At 68.4% G+C, this 19841-nt stretch carries 15 protein-coding genes; 9 read left to right on the forward strand and 6 right to left on the reverse strand.

Features of this window, described 5'->3' with window-relative positions:
* Positions 1–60: 60 nt before the first annotated feature.
* The 4 genes from AC3WOB_RS11850 to AC3WOB_RS11865 form a co-directional block, all read right to left on the reverse strand.
* Positions 61–6789 (reverse strand): autotransporter outer membrane beta-barrel domain-containing protein, encoded by a 6729-nt coding sequence (locus AC3WOB_RS11850; RefSeq protein ID WP_492275123.1) that lies wholly within the window; start codon positions 6787–6789, stop codon positions 61–63.
* 240 nt (positions 6790–7029) lie between these two features.
* Complete coding sequence (locus AC3WOB_RS11855) at positions 7030–7305, reverse strand: hypothetical protein (RefSeq protein ID WP_492275124.1); 276 nt, start codon at positions 7303–7305, stop codon at positions 7030–7032.
* Between the two features lie 82 nt (positions 7306–7387).
* Positions 7388–8713: an MFS transporter gene (locus AC3WOB_RS11860; RefSeq protein ID WP_013393797.1), complete on the reverse strand. Its 1326-nt coding sequence runs from the start codon at positions 8711–8713 to the stop codon at positions 7388–7390.
* 181 nt (positions 8714–8894) lie between these two features.
* Positions 8895–9554 (reverse strand): GntR family transcriptional regulator, encoded by a 660-nt coding sequence (locus AC3WOB_RS11865; RefSeq protein ID WP_013393798.1) that lies wholly within the window; start codon positions 9552–9554, stop codon positions 8895–8897.
* A 119-nt stretch (positions 9555–9673) separates the two neighbouring features.
* Between AC3WOB_RS11865 and AC3WOB_RS11870 the strand changes: the two genes are divergently transcribed.
* The 6 genes from AC3WOB_RS11870 to AC3WOB_RS11895 are packed head-to-tail and all read left to right on the forward strand — an operon-like array spanning position 9674 to position 15486.
* The gene (locus AC3WOB_RS11870) at positions 9674–9844 is read left to right on the forward strand and encodes a hypothetical protein (RefSeq protein ID WP_492275125.1); all 171 of its coding nucleotides are present in this window, start codon (positions 9674–9676) and stop codon (positions 9842–9844) included.
* Positions 9837–11192, forward strand: coding sequence for an amidase (locus AC3WOB_RS11875; protein WP_492275126.1), 1356 nt, complete (start codon positions 9837–9839; stop codon positions 11190–11192). Before AC3WOB_RS11870 ends, AC3WOB_RS11875 begins: the two co-directional genes overlap by 8 nt.
* A gap of 14 nt (positions 11193–11206) precedes the next feature.
* Complete coding sequence (locus AC3WOB_RS11880) at positions 11207–12403, forward strand: CaiB/BaiF CoA transferase family protein (RefSeq protein ID WP_492275127.1); 1197 nt, start codon at positions 11207–11209, stop codon at positions 12401–12403.
* Positions 12400–13185, forward strand: coding sequence for an enoyl-CoA hydratase (locus AC3WOB_RS11885; RefSeq protein WP_492275128.1), 786 nt, complete (start codon positions 12400–12402; stop codon positions 13183–13185). The genes AC3WOB_RS11880 and AC3WOB_RS11885 overlap by 4 nt, the downstream gene beginning before the upstream one ends.
* A 28-nt stretch (positions 13186–13213) precedes the next feature.
* Positions 13214–14116, forward strand: coding sequence for a polysaccharide deacetylase family protein (locus AC3WOB_RS11890; RefSeq protein ID WP_492275129.1), 903 nt, complete (start codon positions 13214–13216; stop codon positions 14114–14116).
* The gene (locus AC3WOB_RS11895) at positions 14113–15486 is read left to right on the forward strand and encodes an MmgE/PrpD family protein (RefSeq protein ID WP_492275130.1); all 1374 of its coding nucleotides are present in this window, start codon (positions 14113–14115) and stop codon (positions 15484–15486) included. The genes AC3WOB_RS11890 and AC3WOB_RS11895 overlap by 4 nt, the downstream gene beginning before the upstream one ends.
* A gap of 23 nt (positions 15487–15509) precedes the next feature.
* On the opposite strand, the gene AC3WOB_RS11900 is transcribed toward AC3WOB_RS11895, so the two are convergent.
* Together AC3WOB_RS11900 and AC3WOB_RS11905 are read right to left on the reverse strand one after the other, a co-directional pair.
* Entirely contained in the window at positions 15510–17573 is a 2064-nt protein-coding gene (locus AC3WOB_RS11900; protein WP_492275131.1) for a TonB-dependent copper receptor, read from the reverse strand.
* A 240-nt stretch (positions 17574–17813) separates the two neighbouring features.
* On the reverse strand, positions 17814–18218 hold the full coding sequence (locus AC3WOB_RS11905; protein ID WP_492275132.1) for a DUF2946 family protein: 405 nt from the start codon (positions 18216–18218) through the stop codon (positions 17814–17816).
* A gap of 251 nt (positions 18219–18469) precedes the next feature.
* Here AC3WOB_RS11905 and AC3WOB_RS11910 point away from each other — a divergent pair, with 251 nt between their 5' ends.
* The 3 genes from AC3WOB_RS11910 (at position 18470) to AC3WOB_RS11920 (ending at position 19718) form a co-directional block, all read left to right on the forward strand.
* Positions 18470–18694, forward strand: coding sequence for an antitoxin MazE family protein (locus tag AC3WOB_RS11910; RefSeq protein WP_013393807.1), 225 nt, complete (start codon positions 18470–18472; stop codon positions 18692–18694).
* A complete protein-coding gene (locus tag AC3WOB_RS11915; protein WP_013393808.1) occupies positions 18694–19017 on the forward strand; it encodes a type II toxin-antitoxin system PemK/MazF family toxin in 324 nt (107 codons plus the stop codon). Before AC3WOB_RS11910 ends, AC3WOB_RS11915 begins: the two co-directional genes overlap by 1 nt.
* 71 nt (positions 19018–19088) lie before the next feature.
* The gene (locus AC3WOB_RS11920; RefSeq protein ID WP_492275133.1) at positions 19089–19718 is read left to right on the forward strand and encodes a glutathione S-transferase family protein; all 630 of its coding nucleotides are present in this window, start codon (positions 19089–19091) and stop codon (positions 19716–19718) included.
* Positions 19719–19841: the final 123 nt, after the last annotated feature.

The raw sequence follows: 19841 nt of genomic DNA on the forward strand, positions 1-19841 counted from the left end.
GCAGTATCGAACTGGCGGCAGCGAGCGCTCAAGCTTCTTGAAGTCTGCCGCCTTATGCCTTCAGAACGGCACCACCACCTTCAAGGTGCCGCGGTGGCTCTGTATGTGCGACGAAAAGTCGCCGTCGTACTGCAGCCGGAAATCGATGCCGCCCGCGTTCGACACCTGCAGGCCCGCGCCGATGCGGCCGATGACGTCGTCCATGGGCACCGAGGTCTCGAAGGCGCCCGAGCCGGCCGGCGCGCCCTGCAAGCGCGCTTTGACCGTGTATTCGTCCTTGGACAGGAAGGACACGCCGCCATACATGTAGGGGCGCATGGTGGCGCCGTTCTTCAGCGCCACTTTGCCGCCCAACTCCAGCGTCGGCGACAGGGCCATGACGAACTGGTTGCTGCTTTCCACGTCCAGATGCAGGGCGTTGCGGGATTCGCTGTAGCCGGGCATGTGGGTGTAGGACGCGTCCAGGTCCACATAGGGTTTCAGATAAACGTGTTCGGCGGCATAGGTGCGGGCGATGCGCAGACGCAAGGCCGCGCCATAGACGTCCAGGTCCGAGTTGGCCGTGCTCTGCATGCCGGGGATGCGGATACTGCGGTCGATGTCGTACTGGCCATAGCCGCCGCCCAGGGCCGCGGACAAGGTCCAGGGTCCGGTTTCGCGCTTGAGCACCACGCCGGCGTAGCCGCTGTCGCCCTTGCCGCTGACCCGTCCGTCGTCCCCGCTCAGATGGCTGTTTTGATAGGCGACGGAGCCGCCCAGGAACCAGCCCGGCTTTACCTGGCGCTGGCCGCCGAACTGGTAGGTGACGCCATCGAACGAAAAGCCGGAGACCCCGCCGTCGCCATCCTGGTTGGTATTGATGCCGGACACCTGGCCCCAGAGGCAATCCTGCTCGCCGGTCAGCGCGTCGCCGCCCTGGAACGCCGGGCACGACATCATGGCGCCGGTAAAGCGCGCCATGCTGGCCTGCATCTGCGCGGCGGGCGCCACGGTGACGCCCGCCGACAGGTCGGACAGCCGGTTCGAATAGGTGTCGGCGCCTTCCCGGGAGGCCATGTCCAGCGCCGCGAACAAGGACGCCATGGCGGCATTGCCGCCCAGGTTCCAGGCGCCCTGCATATGCCGCGCCACCGAGCGCTGGTTGGCCGCCAGCTGCATGGACGGCGCGGCGAAGTCGGCCTGCACCGCGCGCACGCGCACGTCCTGGCCGTCCAGCCTGGCGTCGTAGTCGATCACCGGGCTGTCTTTGGCCGCGGGGCTGCCCTGGACGTCGCCTTGCAGCGTCGCCACGGTGACTTCATAATCGGGCAGCAGCGTGATCGGCTGCACATTTACCTGGCCGTTCAACCGCGTGTCTCCCTGCACCACCATGCGCGGGGATTTGAGGTTGGCGAAGTCCACGTCCGCCTGCAGGATGCCGCCGGCTTGCAGATTGAAGTTTCCCGCCACCGTCAGGTTGTCGAACGCGCCGGACCGGCCGATGGCCACCAGGCCGGCGTTGTCGATGTTGGCCTGATAGAGCGTGGCGTCGCTCAGGGTGCCGGTGGCAGCGTTCCAGACATTGCAGGCGATGCCGCCCGCGCCGCCGCCGCATTCGATGTTGCCCAGGACGGTCCCTGCATTGTTGATGGCGAGGTTGGCGCCGGAGGGGCTGGCGAGGAAGCTTGCGGTCTTTGCTTGCTGCAAGGACGCGCCGTCATAGCGCACCGCGCTGCCGCCGGAGCCGGCCGTGATCGTGCCCGCCGTGCCCACGGTCAGCGTGTTCTGCTTGTCTCCCACGATCCAGACGCCATAGGCGCCCGCGCCGCTGCCGCCGCTGACGGCACCGTTGACGGTGACCGCGACCTGCCCCGAGCCCTGCGGCCCCGCGCTTTGTGCAAAGATGCCGGTGGCGCCGGCGCCGGTGGCGGCGATGCTGCCGCTCTGCGTCACCGTGACGTTCCCGCCCGAACCCGTGCTGCCAGCTCCCGCCGTGCTGCCCGCGAAACCGCCGGCGGCGTTGCCGCCCAGCCCGCCCCCGCCGCCGATGGATTGGGCGATCACGCCGTAGGCGTAGTCGCCTTGGGTCGTGATGTTACTGGCGACATTGAGGTTGAGCGTGCCGCCGCTGCCGCTGCCGCCCGTCTGGCCGCTGCCCGGGGTCCAAGCGCCCGAGCCCAGTTGCAGCCCCTTGCTGATGTCGCCCGCGATACCTCCGCCGCCGCCGATGGACTGCGCGATCACGCCATGCGAGCCCGCGCCGCTGGTGCTGATGTGGCCGCCGGCATTCAAGGTCAAGGTCACGGCCCCGCCGTCGCCGGCCGCGCCGCCGCGCCCGCCCAGCGACACGCCGGTCAGGTTGCTGGCGTCGCCCGCGCCGCCCAGGCCGCCGCCGCCGCCGATCGATTGCGCCAGCACGCCATAGGCGCGCGCGCCTTGCGTGGTGGCGGCGATGCCGGTGGCGACGTCGATGGCGCCGCCCGAACCGGCCAAGCCGCCGCTGCCGCCCACCGAGACGCTCATGGAATGGCTGTTCTGCTGCAGCTTGGAACTGCTGTTGCCGGCGCCGGCCGTGCCGCCGCCGCCGCCGACCGACTGCATCGCCAGGGCTGGCGCGTCGTCGCCCGAGGTCTGGACGTTCAGCCATCCGCCCCCGCCGGAGGTCAGGATGCTGCCGCCGTTGCCGGCCACGCCGCCGGTGCCGCCGAACGAGGCGCCGACGGTGATGGTGCCCTGTGCCTGGTCCGAGCCGTCGCCGCCCTGCCCGCCGCCTCCGCCTATGGATTGCAGCAGCACGCCATAGGCGCTGTAGCCTGCAGTGGAAATGCTGTTGCCATGGTCGTCGTCGAAGGAGACGCTCAGGTTGCCGCCGTCGCCGCCGGCGCCGCCGCTGCCGCCCACGCCGATGATGGCGTTGGCCTTGATCTTGCTGCCCGAGGCGCTGGACGATCCGCCTACCCCGCCGCCTCCGCCTATCGATTGGGCAACCAGGCCGTCGGCCCAGTCGCCGGCGGTGGCGATCTTGCCCGCGTAGTTAACGCTGACATTGCCGCCATGGCCGCCCGTGCCGCCGGTACCGCCCACGTCCACGCCGAATTGGTAGGTGCTGTTTTCGTCGTCGAGCCGTTCCTTGTTGTCGCTGTGGTTGCCGATCCGGTCCAGGATGGGATAGGACGAGGCGTCGGCGCCCAACGATCCGCCCAGGCCGCCACCGCCGCCGATGGATTGCAGCAGGACGCCATCGGCGTCGCCGCCTTCGGTGCGGATCGCGCCTTGCAAGGTTGCATTGATGTCGCCGCCCGTGGCGCCCGAGCCCCCGGTGGCGCCCAGGCCCACCTGCAAGCGGGCGGACGGCCGATCTTCCGCGCTGCCGGCCACGTTCAGCGTGCCGCCCTGCGAGGCCCCGCCGCCGCCGCCGATGGATTGCGCCACGATGCCGCGCGAACCCGAGCCCAGCGTGCGGATGGTGTAGTTGGGGTTCAGCGTCACGTCCACCTTGCCGCCGGTGCCGCCCGCTCCGCCCGTGCCGCCCAGGGCCAGGGTGAGCTTGACGTTGGTGGGGCCGCCATGCGTGTAGGCGTTGCTGCTGCCCACCCCGCCATTACCGCCGCCTCCGCCTATGGATTGCGCCAGCACGCCATTGGCGTAATCGCCATAGGTCACGATGGTGGACGCCGGCGGCATGCGTACGCCCGGCGGCGTCAACAGCGATGGGGGCAAGCCGGCATAGGCGCCGTTGGCGTCGCCCAGGCCCACGCTGACCGCGCCGCCGTTGCCGCCGCCGGAGCCGGAGCCGCCCAAGGTCATGCCGGCGGACAGCGAGATCGTGGTTTCATCGCCCAGCACCGTGGACAGCACGGATGAATCGCCGCCGTTGCCGCCGCCTCCGCCTACCGACTGCGCCATCACCGCGTGGGAGCCGTCGCCCAGCGTGACGACCGTGGAGCCGTTGCTGAGGTTGACCTGCGTGACGCAGGCGGCATCTCCGGCCGGGCAGGCGTCGCTGCCCGCCCCGCCGCTGCCGCCTACCGCCGCTTCGAAGTTGAACGCCAGCGACGCGCCCTCGCCGGTGGGCACCGCCAGCACCAGATCGCTGGCGCTGGAGCTGCCGCCGTTGCCGCCGCCGCCTCCTATGGTCTGCGCCAGGATGCCGAACGAGTCGTTGGGCGCGTAGGTGTCCGGGTCGATGCCCGGGCTGGCGTAGTCCATGCCCGTGGCGACATGGGAGCTGCTGAGGTTCACGATGGAGGAATAGCCGGTGCCGCCCGAGCCGCCGCTGCCGCCCAGCACCACGGCCGCGTTGAAGCCCACGGTGACGTCGTAGTAGCTGGCGTCACCGCCATTGCCGCCGCCTCCGCCTATCGATTGGGCCAGGATGCCGGCCGAGTGGGCGCCGCCGGTGCTGATGTTGAGGTTGCTGTAGCCCACCTTGACCTCGGCGGCCTTGCCCCCGCCGCCGCCGCTGCCGCCCAGTTGCAGCGCGGCGAACGAGGCCACGCTGGCGTTCTTGACGCTGCCACCCGTGCCGCCGCCGCCGCCAACGCTCTGCGCGATGATGCCCGGCGCATAGTTGCCGTGAGTGGCGATGTTCGACGTCGAATACGTCAACGTGCCATCGCAGCCGCCCTGATTGCTCATGCAGACCGAGCCGCCGTCGCCGCCGCCGCTGGCGCTGCCGCCGATTGCCACCGACACGCCGACCGATGCGGTGAAGGTGTCGCCGCCGTTGCCGCCGCCCCCGCCCACCGACTGGGCCAGCACGCCTGCACCGAATTGGCCGGCCGTCTGGATAGAACCCAGATCCTGGATGATCACGTTGCCGCCCGCGCCGCCCCCGGCGCCGCCGCCGCCCACGCCCAGCACGCCGATGCTGTCGCCGCCGCTGCCGCCGCCGCCGCCGATGGACTGGGCCACCATGCCGATGGCGGCGTTGCCGGCCGTCGTGATGGAGCCGGTGTTGCCGAGCACCACCGTGCTGCCGGATGAACCGGTGGCCCCGGCCGAACTGCCGCCCACGCTGAGCAGGCCAGTGGCGCTGCCGGAGGCCCCGCCGCCGCCGCCGATGGACTGGCCGATCATGCCGTGCGAGTTGTAGCCCGACGTGGCGATGGAGCCCGTGTTGTTCAGGGTGACCTGGCTGGCCGCGCCACCGCCCGCGCCATCCCCGCCCAGCGAAACCAGTTCGGCCGTGTCCGCGCCACCCGCGCCGCCGCTGCCGGCGATGGACTGGGCCAACACGCCATAGGCGTGGTCGCCGCTGGTCGTGATGGTTCCGCCGGTCGTGGCGGTCACCGTGCCGGCGTTGCCGCCATTGCCGCCGTTGCCGCCCTGGCCGCCCAACACCGAGACGAAGTCGCTGCCGGTGCCGCCGCCACCGCCGATCGATTGCGCCACGATGCCGGTCGCAAAACTGCCCGTGGTACTGATGGCGCTGCCGCTCGCGGCTACGACGTTAACCGCGCTGGCGTTGCCGCCAAACCCGCCGCCGCCGCCCTGCCCGGCCAGCGCGGTGCTGTCGCTGCCGTCGCCGCCCTGCCCGCCCAGGCTTTGCGCCGCCAGGCCAGGCAGATTGTCGCCGCGGGTGGCGACGCTGGCGCCCTGATAGAGATTGATGGCGACGCTTCCGCCCGCGCCGCCATTGCCGCCCGAGTGGTCCTTGTCGGGACCCATGCCGCCTTTGCCGCCTATGGCGCGGGCAGCGACGCCCGCGCCTTCGATGGTAGCGCCAGCGGCCGAACCGGCCACATCCAGCAGCACCGAGCCATTGACGTCCACCGTCACCTTCTGGGTCCAGCTGTCCGAGGTGCCGCCGCCGTTGCCGCCGTTGTCGCTATTGTCGGTCGAGGCCGTGCCGTCGCCGCCGATGCTCTGCGCGTAGATGCCAAAGACCGTGGCGCTGTCGTAGACCTGCCAGTAGCTGTAGGCCTGGCCCTGGTGCGTCACCTGCACCGTGCCGCCCGTGCCGGCATTGCCGTTGTTGTAGCCGCCCATGCCGCCCACGGAATTCGCGTAGATGGCGGCGCCGTTGCCATAGGTGCGCAGGCGCGCCGCGCTGCTGCCCAGGTTGATGGCGCCGGTATTGCTGACCGTGACCGTGCTGGCGTTGCCGCCATTGCCGCCCACCTGCTCGCCGTATTCCAGCGTCGGGTCGTTCTGGTCGCCGCCCGCCCCGCCCAAGGCGCGGGCATTGATGCCGTACAGGCCCTGGCGCGGCGTGGGCAAGGAACCCGACATCGTCAGGTTGCCGGAGTTGGTCACGGTGACGGTCTGGCCCAGGCCCCCGTGGCCGCCGTTCGAGTCGTTGTTGTCGTTGGCAGGGTCGCCGATCCCGCCGGACGATACCGCCATGATCAGGCTGTTGAAGTTGCTGAGCGCCGTGCCGTTGAGCGCGACGTCGCCGCTGCTGGACACGGTGACGTTGCCGCCGTCACCCGCGGTGCCTTCGTCCACGCCGTCGCCGCCGCGCGATAGGGCCGTGACCACGCCCAGCGGGTTCAGCCGGGTCTGATTCGCGTCGGCGTTGTAATTGCCCGATGAGGTGACGGACACATCAGGCCCATTCTGGCCGTCCTTCTCGTCGTTGTGGTCCACCCCGCTATCGCCTTCGCAGATGGCCTGGGCGCTTGGGTAGTTTCCCGACGACACATTCAGCGAAGGGCCGCCGGCACAGGCGTAGCCGGCCTGCGCGCTGCCCGTCGCGCCCCAGGCGCAGGCGCCCAGCGCCGACACCACGGCCAATCGCAGGGTGTTCTGCCGCAGCAGAGGGAAAGGCAGGCCGGGGTTGCGCACGGAGAAAGAGATGGGCTTCATCGATTCGCGGATTCTGTTGGCCTGAGCGCGAAGGCCGCCCGGATGCCCGGGGGCGCGCTCAGTAGTAACTGGCAAAGTTTCGCCACTAGAATCCGCAGGGTGCGCGCTGCGTGCAACTTTTTTTCGACGAATCAGTGGTTTTTTTCGACGAAATCCGCAAAAAAAACCACATCGTTACATTGGGTCCGGGCTTAGGTGTAAGCGAAAGTTAGGCCCCTGGAGGCGCCGCCGCCCCGCACATCAGGAACGGGTAGAGCCGCTGGCCGACGCCAGCAGCGTCCGTCCTTTCTGCGTCAGGATGACGACCGGTTCGGTATGCGCTTCTTCCCGGTCCCGGGACATGTCGACCAGCCCATTGGCGGTTGCGTCTTCCCAGGCCGACAGACACGGGCACGAACTGCGCCAGGCGTCCATGGTCTGCGCATAGGTGCGCGGCCGCTCGGCGATCCAGGCCAGGAATTGCAGCAAGTTGCCGAGCTGGGAGGTGCCGGGCTCGAGTGTGGGGTTGTCGTGCATGATGTGCTCCCGCCATGGCGGCTGTCCATGAACAATACTCCGGCGGGCTCGTCTGAGTCATTCCGCCTGGAGCCGTGCCGGCCTAGACCGCCAGCCTGCGCATCGTCAGCGCGACGACCGCCGTGGCGACGAGCTGCATGCCGGCCACAACGTACAGCCCGGCGGCGACGCCGCCCGTCCATTCCTTGAGCCAGCCCATCATGAAAGGCGTGGCGAAGCCCGCCAGGTTGCCCACCGAATTGATGAAGGCGATGCCGCCGGCCGCGGCAGTGCCGGTCAGGAATGCCGCCGGGATGGCCCAGAACACCGGGAAGGCGCCCAGCACGCCGATGGCGGCGATGCTCAAGGAGGCCATCGCCAATACCGGACTGCCGATATAGGCGCCGGTCAAGGACAGGCCCAGCGCGCCGACCAGGGTGGCGCCCGCGCAATGCAGCCGGCGTTCGCGGGTGGAATCGGAATGCATGCCGTTGATCACCATCGCGGCGGTGCCCAGGATGAAGGGAATGGCCGACAGCAACCCGATGTTCAGGGTGCCTTGCACTCCCAGTTCGCGCACGATCGAGGGCATCCAGAACGCCAGCGTCGCGTTGCCGCCGACGATGCAGAAGTAGGCGGCGGTACACAGCCACAACGCTGGCAGACGCAAGGCCTGAGCGAAGCTGGCGTGCTTGGCGGGATCCAGGCGCTCGCTGTCCAGTTCAGCCGTGAGCGCGGCCTTTTCCGCCGCGCTGAGCCAGCGCGCCTGCTGGGGGCGGTCCGGCAGATACGCCAGCACCACCATCCCGGCGATTACGGACGGAATGCCTTCCAGCACGAACAGCCATTGCCAGTTGCGCAGCGGGGCCACGCCGTCCATGCCGCTCATGATGAGACCGGCTATCGGCCCGCCCACGATGCCGGCCAGCCCGAACGACGTCATGAACCAGCCATTGATGCGCCCTCGCCGGCTGGCGGGAATCCAGTACGTCAGATAGAGCATCACCCCGGGGAAAAAGCCGGCTTCGAAGGCGCCGAGCAGAAAACGCAAGACGTAGAAGGAAGTCGGCGTGGTGACGAATGCCATCGCCATCGACGTCAGGCCCCACATTATGGTGATGCGGGCCAGGGTCTTGCGCGCGCCGATGCGCTGCAGCAGCAGGTTGCTGGGCACCTCGAAGATGAAGTAGCCGATAAAGAAGATGCCCGCCCCCAGGCCGTACACGGCCTCGCTGAAGCGCAGGTCCTGCAGCATCTGCAACTTGGCGAAGCCGACATTGACGCGGTCGATCCATGCCAGCAGGAACAGGAATATCAGGAAGGGGATGAGTCGCCAGGCGACCTTGCGGTGCATCAGGCCTGGATCGGCGGCGGCCGACGCGGCGTCTTGTGGCGGCGCGGAGAGGGGTTGCGGTGAAACAGCATCCATAGCGGGTTCCTCGGTGGAGCGGATCAGGAGTGCGCCCTAGCCCGCCGATACCGGGGCAAGGTCACGCGAGCAGATGTTTTCGGCTGCTATAAATATATTTTGCCATTTTGAAAAAATACAATAATGAGGATTTACCCGCATTGTCCGTGCGCGGGACGAGTCCTGCCCCAACGCCGGATCGTCACGCCAGCAGGTTCTTGGGCAATGCGGCAACAAAGGAAGCAAAGCTGATCGACCCTTGCCCGGGGCTCATGTGCAGCGTCATGACCGCGGCCGCGCGGGCCGAGTCCTGCGCCTGGATCGCCTCGAGCAGCTGGCCATGCTGCTCCCACGACGACGCAAGGCGGCCGAAGGCCGAGAAGGCGTGGAGCCGGTAGGCGCCCGTGCGCGAGCGCATGCGCAGGATCTCCTGGCGTAGATAGGGATTGCGGGCGCCCATGTACAGCGCATCGTGAAACCGCCGGTTGTGCTCCTGCCAGGCGTCGGTGTCCTCGCGCCGCACCACCGCGGCGGCGCGCTCATGGATGACCGCCAGCTCATCGCGTTCCGCGGGCGTCATGCGTTCGCAAGCCAGGCGCGCGCCGATTCCCTCCAGTTCGGCCAATAGCTCCCACATGGCCATCAGCTGAGCCACATCCATCTTGGCCACCACCATGCCGCCGCGCGGCAGGCTGGCCACCAGCCCCTGCGCCTGCAGTTGCAGCAGCGCCTCGCGCACCGGCGTGCGCGAGACGTCGTAGGTCTGCATCAGCATCTGTTCGTCGACGGGATCTCCCGGCAACAGGCTGCCGTCGCGGATCGACTCTTCGACGGACAGGCGGATGCGCTCAGCGGCTTTCATGGCGGACTCCGGTCAGGGGATAAAGAAAAGTCATCCACAGCATAGTATTTTCTTGACTTATATAAATATATTTATGAGACTAGACTTTTATTTTACCGAGCAAAGTGCGGCAGGAGGTAATGAGCATGGAAGACTCGTCCAAGCAGGCGTGGCAGGCCTGGGTGGCCCTGGTGTGCAGTACCCATGGCCTGACGGTGCCCGCCGAAACCCAAGCGGCGGTCGCGCGCGGCTTGCTGCGCCTCTCCGTTATCGAGGCGGATATCGCGAATTGCGGGGATGAGGATGCCTGACCTCCGCGCTCATCTTTCCATCGGCGACATGCGCAGGCGCTATGGCCAGGCCACGCCGGGCGAGCGCGCCGAGCTGGTTTCGGCGCAGGCCGCCACGTTCGAGCGCAGCGCCGCTGAGCTGCACTGCGCCACGCGCATCTATCAGCCCTGCCCGCCTGCCGGCCGGTCCGGCGGTCTGCTGGAAGGTGTGGGGCTCGCGCACAAGGATGCATTCGAGACCGGCGCGCATGCGCCTGGCCGTGGCCGGCCGTTGCGCGACGATGCGCCGGGACCGATGGCGACCGTACTGCGGCGCTTGCAGGATCAGGGCGCGCTCAATCTCGGCGCCCTGGCGATGGCCGAGCACGCCTGCGGGGCCACGGCCGAGAATCCGCATGGCCCGGCCCTGGTCAATCCGCTTGATCCCGCCGCCGCGGTGGGCGGCTCTTCCAGCGGCTGTGCGGTGGCGGTGGCGGCCGGCCTGGTGCCCGCCTCGCTCGGCACCGACACGGCCGGCTCGGTGCGGATGCCGGCGGCTACCTGCGGCCTGGTGGGGCTCAAGCCGACCCAAGGCGTGATCCCGGCGGACGGCGTGGCGGCCTTGGCGCCGACGCTGGACACGGTGGGGGTGATCGGCCGAGACGCGCTGGACGCCGCCTGCGTCTATGCCGCGTTGCTGCCATCGGCGACGGTCGCGCCGGGGCTGCCCACGGATGCGGCGGGTATCGAACAGGAACTTTCCAGGCCCCGGCGCTGGCGGGTGGCGTCCACGCTCGCGACCGCCGGCGCGCGCGCCGACGTGGGCGCGGCGATGGCGTGCTTCGAACAGCGATTGCGGGATTCGGCGCGGATCGATGCCCAAGCGGGGCCCGATCTGGACCGCCTCAACCGCCTGGCGCAGATCGTGCTGCACGCGGAGGCTGCCGCCACACTCGCCGGCAGCGTGCGCCGCGAATTGGCGTCGCTGGCGCCCGCCACCCAGGCCATCGCGCTGCCTGGTTGGGCCATGCCGGCGATCTGGTATCGGCATGCTCTGTCGCAAATCGCGTCGTCGCGCGCCGCGTTCGTCGCCACGTATCTCGCCGATGCGGACCTGCTGCTCACGCCCTGCCTGCCGCAAGGGGTGCCGGACTGCTCGGCGGTCACCACCAGCAGCCCTGCTTTCGAGCCGCGCGCGCTCGCGGCGCTGCATCGCCACCACGCCTACCTCAACTATCTGGGCCTGCCCGCGCTGGTCCTGCCCGTCGGCATCGACGCGCTGGGCCGCCCCGTCTGCGTGCAAGCGGTCGGCGCGCCTGGCAGCGACGCCCTGCTGCTGGCCTTCGCGCACCAGTTCGCCCTGCCCTTTTCCGCCATCCTGCAACACTAATCCACGGACTCATCATGGCCAGAATCAATGCCTCCCCCACCCTTGCGCGTTTTCGCGTGCTGGACCTTTCGCGCGTGCGCGCCGGCCCGACCTGCGTGCGCATCCTGGCCGATTTCGGTGCGGACGTGATCCGCATCGAGCCGCCGGCCGGAATCGATCCCAACGAAGCCATGTTCGCCGCCGACCGCACCGGCGGCGACTTCCAGAACCTGAACCGCAACAAGCGGTCGATGACGCTGAACCTGAAGAAGCCCGAAGGCCTGGCCGTGTTCAAGCAGCTGGTGGCCACGGCCGATGTGGTGGTGGAGAACTGGCGTCCCGACGTCAAGGCGCGCCTTGGGGTGGACTACGAGGCGCTGCGCGCCATCAATCCCCGCATCATCCTGGCCAGCATTTCCGGCTTTGGCCAGGACGGTCCCTACGCGGATCGGCCAGGCTTTGACCAGATCATCCAGGGCATGGGCGGCCTCATGTCGGTCACGGGCTTTGCCGGTGGCGGTCCGCTGCGCGCCGGGCTGGCGGTCGCCGATTGCGGCACCGGCATCTACGCCGCGGTCGGCGTCCTGCTGGCCTTGCTGGAACGGGAACAATCCGGCGTCGGCCAGTGGGTCCACAGTTCCCTGCTGCACACGCAGATCGCGCTCATGGATTTCCAGGCGGCGCGCTACCTGAACGACGGCGACACGCCGGTGCAGGCGGGCAACGATCATCCGACCAGCAGCCCGATGGGCCTGTTCGAAGCCAGCGATGGCGCCTTCAACCTGGGCGCGTCGGGCGAAGGCAACTGGCGCCGCCTGTGCCAGTGCCTGGACGCGCCGCAATGGCTGGAGGATCCGCGCTATGCGACCGAGAAGCTGCGCGTGGCCAACCGCGCCGCGCTCAATGAATCGCTGGCGCAGCGCTTCCGCCAGCAAAGCGTCGCGCATTGGGTCGGGCTGCTGAACGGCGCCGGCGTGCCGGCAGGTCCGGTCTACAGCATCCCGCAAGTATTCGAGGACGAGCAGGTCCGCCATCTGGGCGTGGCGCAGCCGGTCGCGGACGAGACCGGACATGAATACCGCCTGATCTCGCAGCCCGTGGCCTTGACGCGCACGCCCGCCCAGATCGCTCGGCCTGCCCCCGGCTGGGGCGAGCACACCCGCGAGATGCTGGCGGAGATAGGCTATGCCGAGGGCGACATCGAGCGCCTGTATGGCCAGGGGGTGGTATGAGCGGCGGCCAGATCCAGGTGGACCTCCGGGAAGGGATTGCGACCCTGACGGTCTGCCATCCGGAAAAGCGCAATGCGATGACGCTGGCCATGTGGCAGCAACTCGCCGCCGCACTGCGTGAACTGGAGGGCGCCGGGGTCCGGGTGCTGGCGCTGACCGGCGCCGGCACCCGGGCCTTCGTGTCCGGCGCCGACATCAGCGAGTTCGACCAGGCGCGCGATGGCGCGGCCGCGGTCGCCAGGTACAACCAGGCGGTGGCGGACGCGCAACAGCTGCTGGCCGAATTCGCGGCCCCGACCGTGGCGCTGGTACAGGGCGCCTGCATGGGCGGCGGCATCGGCCTGGCGCTGGCCTGCGACCTGCGCTATGCCAGCGCCAGCGCCCGTTTCCGCATGCCGGCCGCGCGGCTGGGGCTGGGCTACTCCTATGCCGACATGCGCCGGCTGGTGGACGTGGTGGGTGCGGCATCCGCGTTCGATCTGTTCTATACCGCCCGCAATCTCGACGCCGAGCAGGCCGAACGCCGCGGCCTGGTCCATGAACGGTACGCCGACGACGATTTCGCCCGTCAGACCCAGGCCCGGGTGCGCGGCATTGCCGCCAATGCGCCCCTCTCCCTGCGCGCGGCAAAGGCGGCCATACTGGCGACCATGAATCCGCCCGCGCCTGCCCGGCTTGACGCGATCGATGCCCTGGTGGCCGACTGCTTCGCCAGCGAGGACTACGCCGAAGGCCGGCGGGCGTTCGCCGAAAAACGCGAGCCGGTCTTTCTCGGCCGTTGAGACGTCTCTGAACCATGAGCAAGATGCCATGAACAACCCACGCATTCCTTTCATGCTTTCCAGCCAGCGCCCCCCCTTGGCGGCGCTGGACGGCCGGCCCATCCTGGTGCACCTGGTGGTCAATGTGGAGCACTGGCCGTTCGACCAGCCCATGCCCCGTACCTTGCTTACCGCGCCGCATGGACGCGAGACGGTGCCGGACGTGCCCAACTACAGCTGGGCCGAATACGGCCTGCGCTGCGGGCTGCCCCGGATCATCGACGCCATACGCGGCCGCGGCCTGCCGGCCTCGGCCAGCCTGAATGCTTCGGTCATCGATGCCTATCCCGAGGCGGCGCAGGCGCTGCTGGAGGCCGGCTGGGAATTCATCGGCCACGGCATCCACCAGCGGGCGCTGTCGCAAGAGGACGGCGACGGCCAGGCCCGCACCATCGCGGCGGCGCTGGACCGGATCGAGCGTTTCAGCGGCAGCCGTCCGCGCGGCTGGCTCTCGCCCGGCCTGCGCGAAACGCTGGACACGCCGGATCTCCTGGCCCAGGCCGGCATCGACTACCTGTTCGACTGGTGCCTGGACGATCTGCCCAACTGGATGCAGACCGCCGGGAGGCCGCTGCTGGCGCTGCCCTACGCGCTGGAGCTGAACGATTCCGTCATCCACGCGGTGGAAAAGCATGCCACCGGGGAATTCAGCCGGCGCCTGGAACGGACGCTGGACCTGTATGCCCAAGAGGCCCAAGCCGCGGGTTGTCCGCGCGTCCTTACGCTGGGATTGCATCCGCATCTGATGGGCGTGCCGCACCGCTACGCCGATCTGCTGGCCATGCTGGACCTGTTGCAGCGGCATCCGATGACGACCTTTGTCACCGGCGCCGCAATGTATGACTGGTACGCCAGCCAGGTTCCCGCCAAATCCGCCGGAGCCGCCGCATGAACGCTATCGATACCTTGGTCGCGCACTTGCTGCGCACCCGCTACCAGGACCTGCCGGCGGCGGCGGTGTCGGCGGCCCAGACCTTCATTCTCGATGCGGTCGGCGTCGGGCTTTCCGGCTCGCGCCATCCCCGCATGGCATCGCTGCGGCAGGCGGCCCGGGCTTTGGGCCAGGGCGCGGAGGCCACCGTCTGGGGCAGCGGCGAGCGGTTGCCGCTGGCCAGCGCGGTCATGCTGAACGCCTATCAGGTCTTCAACCAGGAATTCGACGCGATTCACGACCGCGCCGTGGTGCATGCGTTTGCCTGCATCGTGCCCGCGGCGCTGGGCTACGCCGAGCGCGAAGGCGGCATCGATGGTCGTCAACTGATCACGGCGGTCGCGGCCGGATTGGACTTCGCCATCTACGTCGCGCTGGCCCAGCGCGCGCCCATGCGCTTCTTCCGGCCCGCCATGTGCGGCGGCCTGGGCGCCACGGCCACGCTGTGCAAGCTGGCGGGACTGGACGAAACCGCCACGCGCGACGCGCTGGGGCTGGCATACAGCCATCTCTCCGGCACCATGCAGGCGCATATCGAAGGCTCTCCCGCAGTCGGCCTGCAGGTCGGCCTGAACGCCAGGGCCGCCGTCACATCGTTCGAACTGGCGCGCGCGGGCTTCCCCGGGCCGCGCGACATCCTGGAAGGCCCCTACGGCTACTTCGCGCTCTACGACGCTGGCCAGGCCGACTGGGACGCGGTCCGCGGGGACGTAGGCCAGGTGTTCCAGATCACCCGCATGAGCCACAAACCGTATCCGACCGGCCGCGCCACGCACAGCGGCATCGGCGCCGTGCTGGACCTGATGCGCGCCCATGCGCTGCGGCCCGAGGACGTGGACCAGATCACGGTTCGCGCGTCTTCATTGATCGTGCGCCTGGTCGGACGCCCGGCCCATCCAGGCATGGATTCCGCCACCGCCAGGCTGTGCATGGGTTATGCCATGGCCACGGCCATGCTGCGCGGCCGGGTCGGCATCCCCGATTTCGATCCGCCCGCGCTGGCCGAAGCCAGGACTTTCGAACTGGCCGCCCGCATTCTGGTGGTGGATGATGGCAATCCCGACCCCAACGCCATGTGCCCCCAGCAGGTCGAATTGCGGCTCAACGACGGCCGCGAATTCACGGTCGACATGCCGGCCTTTCCCGGCAGTCCGGAACGCCCATTGGGCGTGGCCGAACAGGATGCGAAGTTCGAAGCCTGCTGCGCCTCCGCGCAGCCGCCCTTGCCTGCCGCGCAGACGCGGGAACTGGCGCGCAGGCTGCGCGGGCTGGAGGGCGAACGGGACGTGCGCGGTATCGTCGGGTTGTTGACGGCTCCGCGCGCGTCCTGATTGCGCCTGCCGGACTGGGTGCGTCAGTACTTGAAGCTCAAGCGCGCCCAGACCGTGCGGCCCGGTTCGTTTACCGCGGTGTTGGCGGCATAGCCGAAGCCGGCGTTGCCGGCCAGGTTCAGGTGCTCGCTGTAGGTCTTGTTGAACAGGTTGTCGACGCCCAGCGACAGGCGAACCTGCTTGTTGACCGTATAGCCGCCGTTGATGGAAAACACGCCGAAGCCCGCGCTGGGGCCGAAGTCCTTGCCCACGACATTGCCTTGGTTCAAGGCGTAGCGGCGCTGCGCGGCCACGACGCGCCACAACGCGCCGGCGGACCACGTACCGTCGTCGTAGGCGGCGCTGAGCTTGGCCTCCAGCGGCGGCATCTGCGGCAGCGCGCTGCCGTCGCTGCGGTTCTGGCCCCAGGCATACGCCAGCGTGGCGCCCAGCTTCCATGATGGCGCCGGCTTGTACGAGACGCCCAGCTCGCCGCCCGCGATGCGCGCGTTGACGTTCGTGGCCTGCGACGTCGGACCCATCATGCCGCCCGAGGTGTAGCTGAACAGGATGTAGTCGTTGACGTAGCCGGCGTAGCCCGAGAACCAGGCGTCCAGCGTTTCTGTCTTGTATTGCGCGCCAAAGTCCAGCTGGGTGGTCTTCTCGGGTTTCACGCCCTGGAAAGCGTTGACGGAACCCGTCGGGCCGCGGTCCGGGGAAAACAGCTCCCAATAGTCCGGGAAGCGCTCCACGTGGCCCAGGCCGACATAGAGCGTGGCCGGCAGCGAGGCCAGATCCTTTTCGTAGCGCAAGAAGCCGCTGGGCAGCGTGTCGTTGCGGCGTTCATCCGCCGTGGGATTGGGCATGGGCATCATCATCGACCCGTTGTCCTGGCGGAAATCCTTGGCCGAGGCCCAGTCGATCCGCGCGCCGCCGATGACGCGGCTGTCCGGCGCGGCGCGCCAGGTCAGCTCGCCGAACAGTCCGGTGTTGGAAAAGTCCGCGTCCTTGATCCAGCTCTGGCTGCTGTACGGCACGGTGTCGGTGCCGTTGCGGGAGCGGTGGCGGCTCTGCTGGAAATCCAGGCCCGTGACCAGGCTGACATCCTGCGATAGTTCCCAGGTGCCGGCGTAGCGGCCGCCCCAGGTCGCGCGGTCCACGTCGGCCGCCATGGCCATGGGCATCGCGCTCATGGGGTCCGGCGCGCGCAGCGTGTAGTTGTCCATCACGTGGTCGGCGTAGTTGTAGTACAGCTGTGCTTCGACCTTGCTCAGCACCGGACCCAGGTTGCGCTTCTCGAAGCGCAGGCCGAAGCTCTCGCGCTTGAATTGGGAGCCATCCATGCCGCGCCCGGCGTAGCGCGCTTCGCCGTCGCCCGTGCCAGCAGTCAGTTCGTACAGCGTGTCGGCGTCGGGCGTGAAGCCCAGGGTCAGGTCGGCGTTCCACTTGTCCCAGCGCGAAGGCACGGTGTTGCCGTCGCCGTCCTTGTAGTCCTGGGAGTGGGAATGGTTGGCCGTGATGCGCGTGTAGACCTTGTCGTTGCCCACGGTCAGATCGGCGGCCTGGTCGTTGCGGCCGAACGAGCCGCCCGTCAGGCTGCCGTCGAATCGCACGCCGGCGGCCGTGAATCGCGGCGTGTCGCGGTCGAACTTGACCGTGCCGGCCGACGCGCCCGGTCCCCACAGCACGGTCTGCGGTCCCTTGATGACCGTAAGCTGGTCGAAGTTCTCGGGCGAGATATAGGAGCTGGGCGCGTCCATGCGCGCCGGGCAGGCGCCCGGCATGGCGGTGCCGTTGGTCAGCAGATTCAGGCGCGAGCCGAACATGCCGCGCAACACGGGATCGCCATTGGTGCCGCCATTGCGGATGGCCGAGAAGCCGGGAATCGTCTTCAGGTAGTCAGTCCCGTCGCTGGCCGGCAGCGGCTGGCGCGGGATCTTGGGATCCGTGGTGAAGGTCAACGGCGCGCTGGGTTCCACGCCCGTAATGACCACGGGATCGGTGGTGTAGATGTTGTTCGTCTCGGCGGCTTGGGGCCAGGCGGGGAATGAGGCGGCCAGGGCGGCGGCCAGGCAACTCATACGCAGGAATTCCTCTTTCTTGGTCATGTCAGGTTTCTATCGATCGGGAAAGTTCTGTAGCGGGCGCGGACTGACGGCAACCCGCGCCTTCAGGGGTGAAGGCCCGCAGTCGCACGTCTGAGGCGCGCATCGATGGCACGTGGACGCCCCTCCCCGCGGCGCGCGGGACCCGTGGTCCGGTGCGTGCCGGCGATGCTGGCGCAGCCGTTCAGGCCCGCAGGCTTGCGGGCTGAGCGGATGGCCTGTCGATAACGTCAGGGAAGGAGGTCAGGCGGACTGAGGCGGCGCTCGCGACCGCTGTGGCAGCCGGGCTAAAGCGCTGGAGAATTGCGGTTCCGCGGCCGGAGGATGGACGGCGGGCGCCGCCGCCGGCAGGAACCAGGCGAGCAGGAGAATTTCGGGAGGCGTGGCCCCGCTGAGCATGGCGCAGCCTGCGCTGCAGCAATGCGGCAAGGCGCCGCTGTGCTGCTGTGCGCCCTGCCCCTGCCCATCGACATCCAGCGTGACCACGCGCGGGCCGCTGGCGGTGCAGACGATGGTGGTGACTCCCGCCTTGGCCGTTCCCATGCCGGAGGCCGCCAGCGCGGAGGACGCGATCAGCGCCTGAAAGACGAACAGGGCCATCGCGACCAGCGCGACCCAACGTCTACGGGCATAGGAAGATGCGTGCATCAGGGATTCCTTATCGGCGCAGATGCTATCACGCAGGGCGGAGCAGATGCCGCGGATGCATCGGGTCTTGCGGTCAATTCGGATTGCGACATGATGTAGATCAGATATCGTGAGCGGTTCTATCCATACGGACGGCCAACGTGGCTATGACATGCTTGATTGACGAAACGCGGCTCGTGGCGGCAACCGGGATACCCGTTGTATGTAACGACTTCCCCGTGTACTCTGTTACATGCAACAGGGAGGCTGCCATGGTGACATCCAGTGTGAACGCCCGCGTCAACAAGCATCGCACCGCGCTGCGCATGGCCGGCTTGCGTCCGGTCCAGATCTGGGTGCCTGATACCCGACGGCCGGATTTCGCCGAGGAATGCCTGAGGCAATCGCGCCTGGCGACCGAGGCCGATGCGGCAGATCACGCAACGCATCGCCTGATGCATCAGGCGATGTCCGAGCTGGAAGGCTGGGAGCCCTGATGCGCGGCGAACTGGTGACAGTCGTGGCGCAAGGCGATTTTGGCAAACCGCGTCCGGCCCTGGTCATTCAGGCTGACCTGTTCAGCGAACATGGAAGCATCACCGTCCTGCCGGTGACCAGCAGTCTGGTCGAGGCTCCCTTGCTGCGGGTCAACGCAAGGCCGACTGCTCAGAACGGTTTGCAACAGCTATCTCAAATCATGGTCGACAAGGCGCTGACCGTGAGGCGGGACAAGCTTGGCCCTGCTTTCGGCCGCATCGAGGCTGCAACGCTGCTGGAAGTCGAGCGCTGTCTGGCCGTCTTTATTGGAATCGCCAAGTGATCGGGCTACCCTGTCGCGGGCAGCTTGTTGTGGCGACCCGGCTTTTCAACCATTGAACAAAGAGGATGCAGATGTCCCGTTGGACTTTTTATTCCGCCCCCGGCACCTGTGCGCTGGCTACGCATATCGCGCTGCACGAAGCAGGCGCTGATTTCGATCTGGTCAAGCTTGATATGGGCGCCCTGCAGCAGCAAAGCCCCGAGTACCTGCGCGTCAATCCCAAGGGCCGCGTGCCGGCGCTGGCGACCGAACATGGCGTGCTGACCGAAACCCCCGCCCTGCTCGCCTTCGTGGCGCAGAGCTTTCCGGACGCGCAGCTGGCGCCGGTCGACGATCCGTTCGCATTCGCGCGCATGCAGGAATTGGCCAGCTATCTGGCGTCCACCGCGCACGTGGCGCACGCGCACAAGCGCCGCGGTGCGCGCTGGGCGGACGATCCGGCCGCGCATGCCGCCATGCAGGCCAAGGTGCCGCAATCCATGACGGCCTGCGCCGCCTATCTCGAATCGCAAATCGCCGGCCCCTGGGCGGCAGGCGAGCGCTATAGCGTGGTCGACGGCTATCTGTACACCATAGGCAGCTGGCTGGAGGGCGACGGCGTGGACCTGACGCAGTTTCCCAAGCTGACGGCCTATCTGGCCCGGGTCGCCGCCCGGCCGGCCGTGCAGCGAGCGCTGGCCGAAGCGCAGGCCGCCGCCTGACGCCCATGCAATGAACCCGCGGGGACTGGCCGGCATGCGATGTCCGGCCAGCACGGCCTGCGGGGCGCGTCGATGCTCCAAGCAACGGGTTTGATTGCCACCAAAGTTTGATTGCCATCAAAA

This window comes from Achromobacter sp. FW305-C-30-7 (assembly GCF_058783105.1).

Coding starts and splice junctions, on each gene's coding strand:
- AC3WOB_RS11850 (WP_492275123.1), bottom strand. CDS start 6,789: ATGAAGCCCATCTCTTTCTCCGTGCGCAACCCCGGCCTGCCTTTCCCT.
- AC3WOB_RS11855 (WP_492275124.1), bottom strand. CDS start 7,305: ATGCACGACAACCCCACACTCGAGCCCGGCACCTCCCAGCTCGGCAAC.
- AC3WOB_RS11860 (WP_013393797.1), bottom strand. CDS start 8,713: ATGGATGCTGTTTCACCGCAACCCCTCTCCGCGCCGCCACAAGACGCC.
- AC3WOB_RS11865 (WP_013393798.1), bottom strand. CDS start 9,554: ATGAAAGCCGCTGAGCGCATCCGCCTGTCCGTCGAAGAGTCGATCCGC.
- AC3WOB_RS11870 (WP_492275125.1), top strand. CDS start 9,674: ATGAGCATGGAAGACTCGTCCAAGCAGGCGTGGCAGGCCTGGGTGGCC.
- AC3WOB_RS11875 (WP_492275126.1), top strand. CDS start 9,837: ATGCCTGACCTCCGCGCTCATCTTTCCATCGGCGACATGCGCAGGCGC.
- AC3WOB_RS11880 (WP_492275127.1), top strand. CDS start 11,207: ATGGCCAGAATCAATGCCTCCCCCACCCTTGCGCGTTTTCGCGTGCTG.
- AC3WOB_RS11885 (WP_492275128.1), top strand. CDS start 12,400: ATGAGCGGCGGCCAGATCCAGGTGGACCTCCGGGAAGGGATTGCGACC.
- AC3WOB_RS11890 (WP_492275129.1), top strand. CDS start 13,214: ATGAACAACCCACGCATTCCTTTCATGCTTTCCAGCCAGCGCCCCCCC.
- AC3WOB_RS11895 (WP_492275130.1), top strand. CDS start 14,113: ATGAACGCTATCGATACCTTGGTCGCGCACTTGCTGCGCACCCGCTAC.
- AC3WOB_RS11900 (WP_492275131.1), bottom strand. CDS start 17,573: ATGACCAAGAAAGAGGAATTCCTGCGTATGAGTTGCCTGGCCGCCGCC.
- AC3WOB_RS11905 (WP_492275132.1), bottom strand. CDS start 18,218: ATGCACGCATCTTCCTATGCCCGTAGACGTTGGGTCGCGCTGGTCGCG.
- AC3WOB_RS11910 (WP_013393807.1), top strand. CDS start 18,470: ATGGTGACATCCAGTGTGAACGCCCGCGTCAACAAGCATCGCACCGCG.
- AC3WOB_RS11915 (WP_013393808.1), top strand. CDS start 18,694: ATGCGCGGCGAACTGGTGACAGTCGTGGCGCAAGGCGATTTTGGCAAA.
- AC3WOB_RS11920 (WP_492275133.1), top strand. CDS start 19,089: ATGTCCCGTTGGACTTTTTATTCCGCCCCCGGCACCTGTGCGCTGGCT.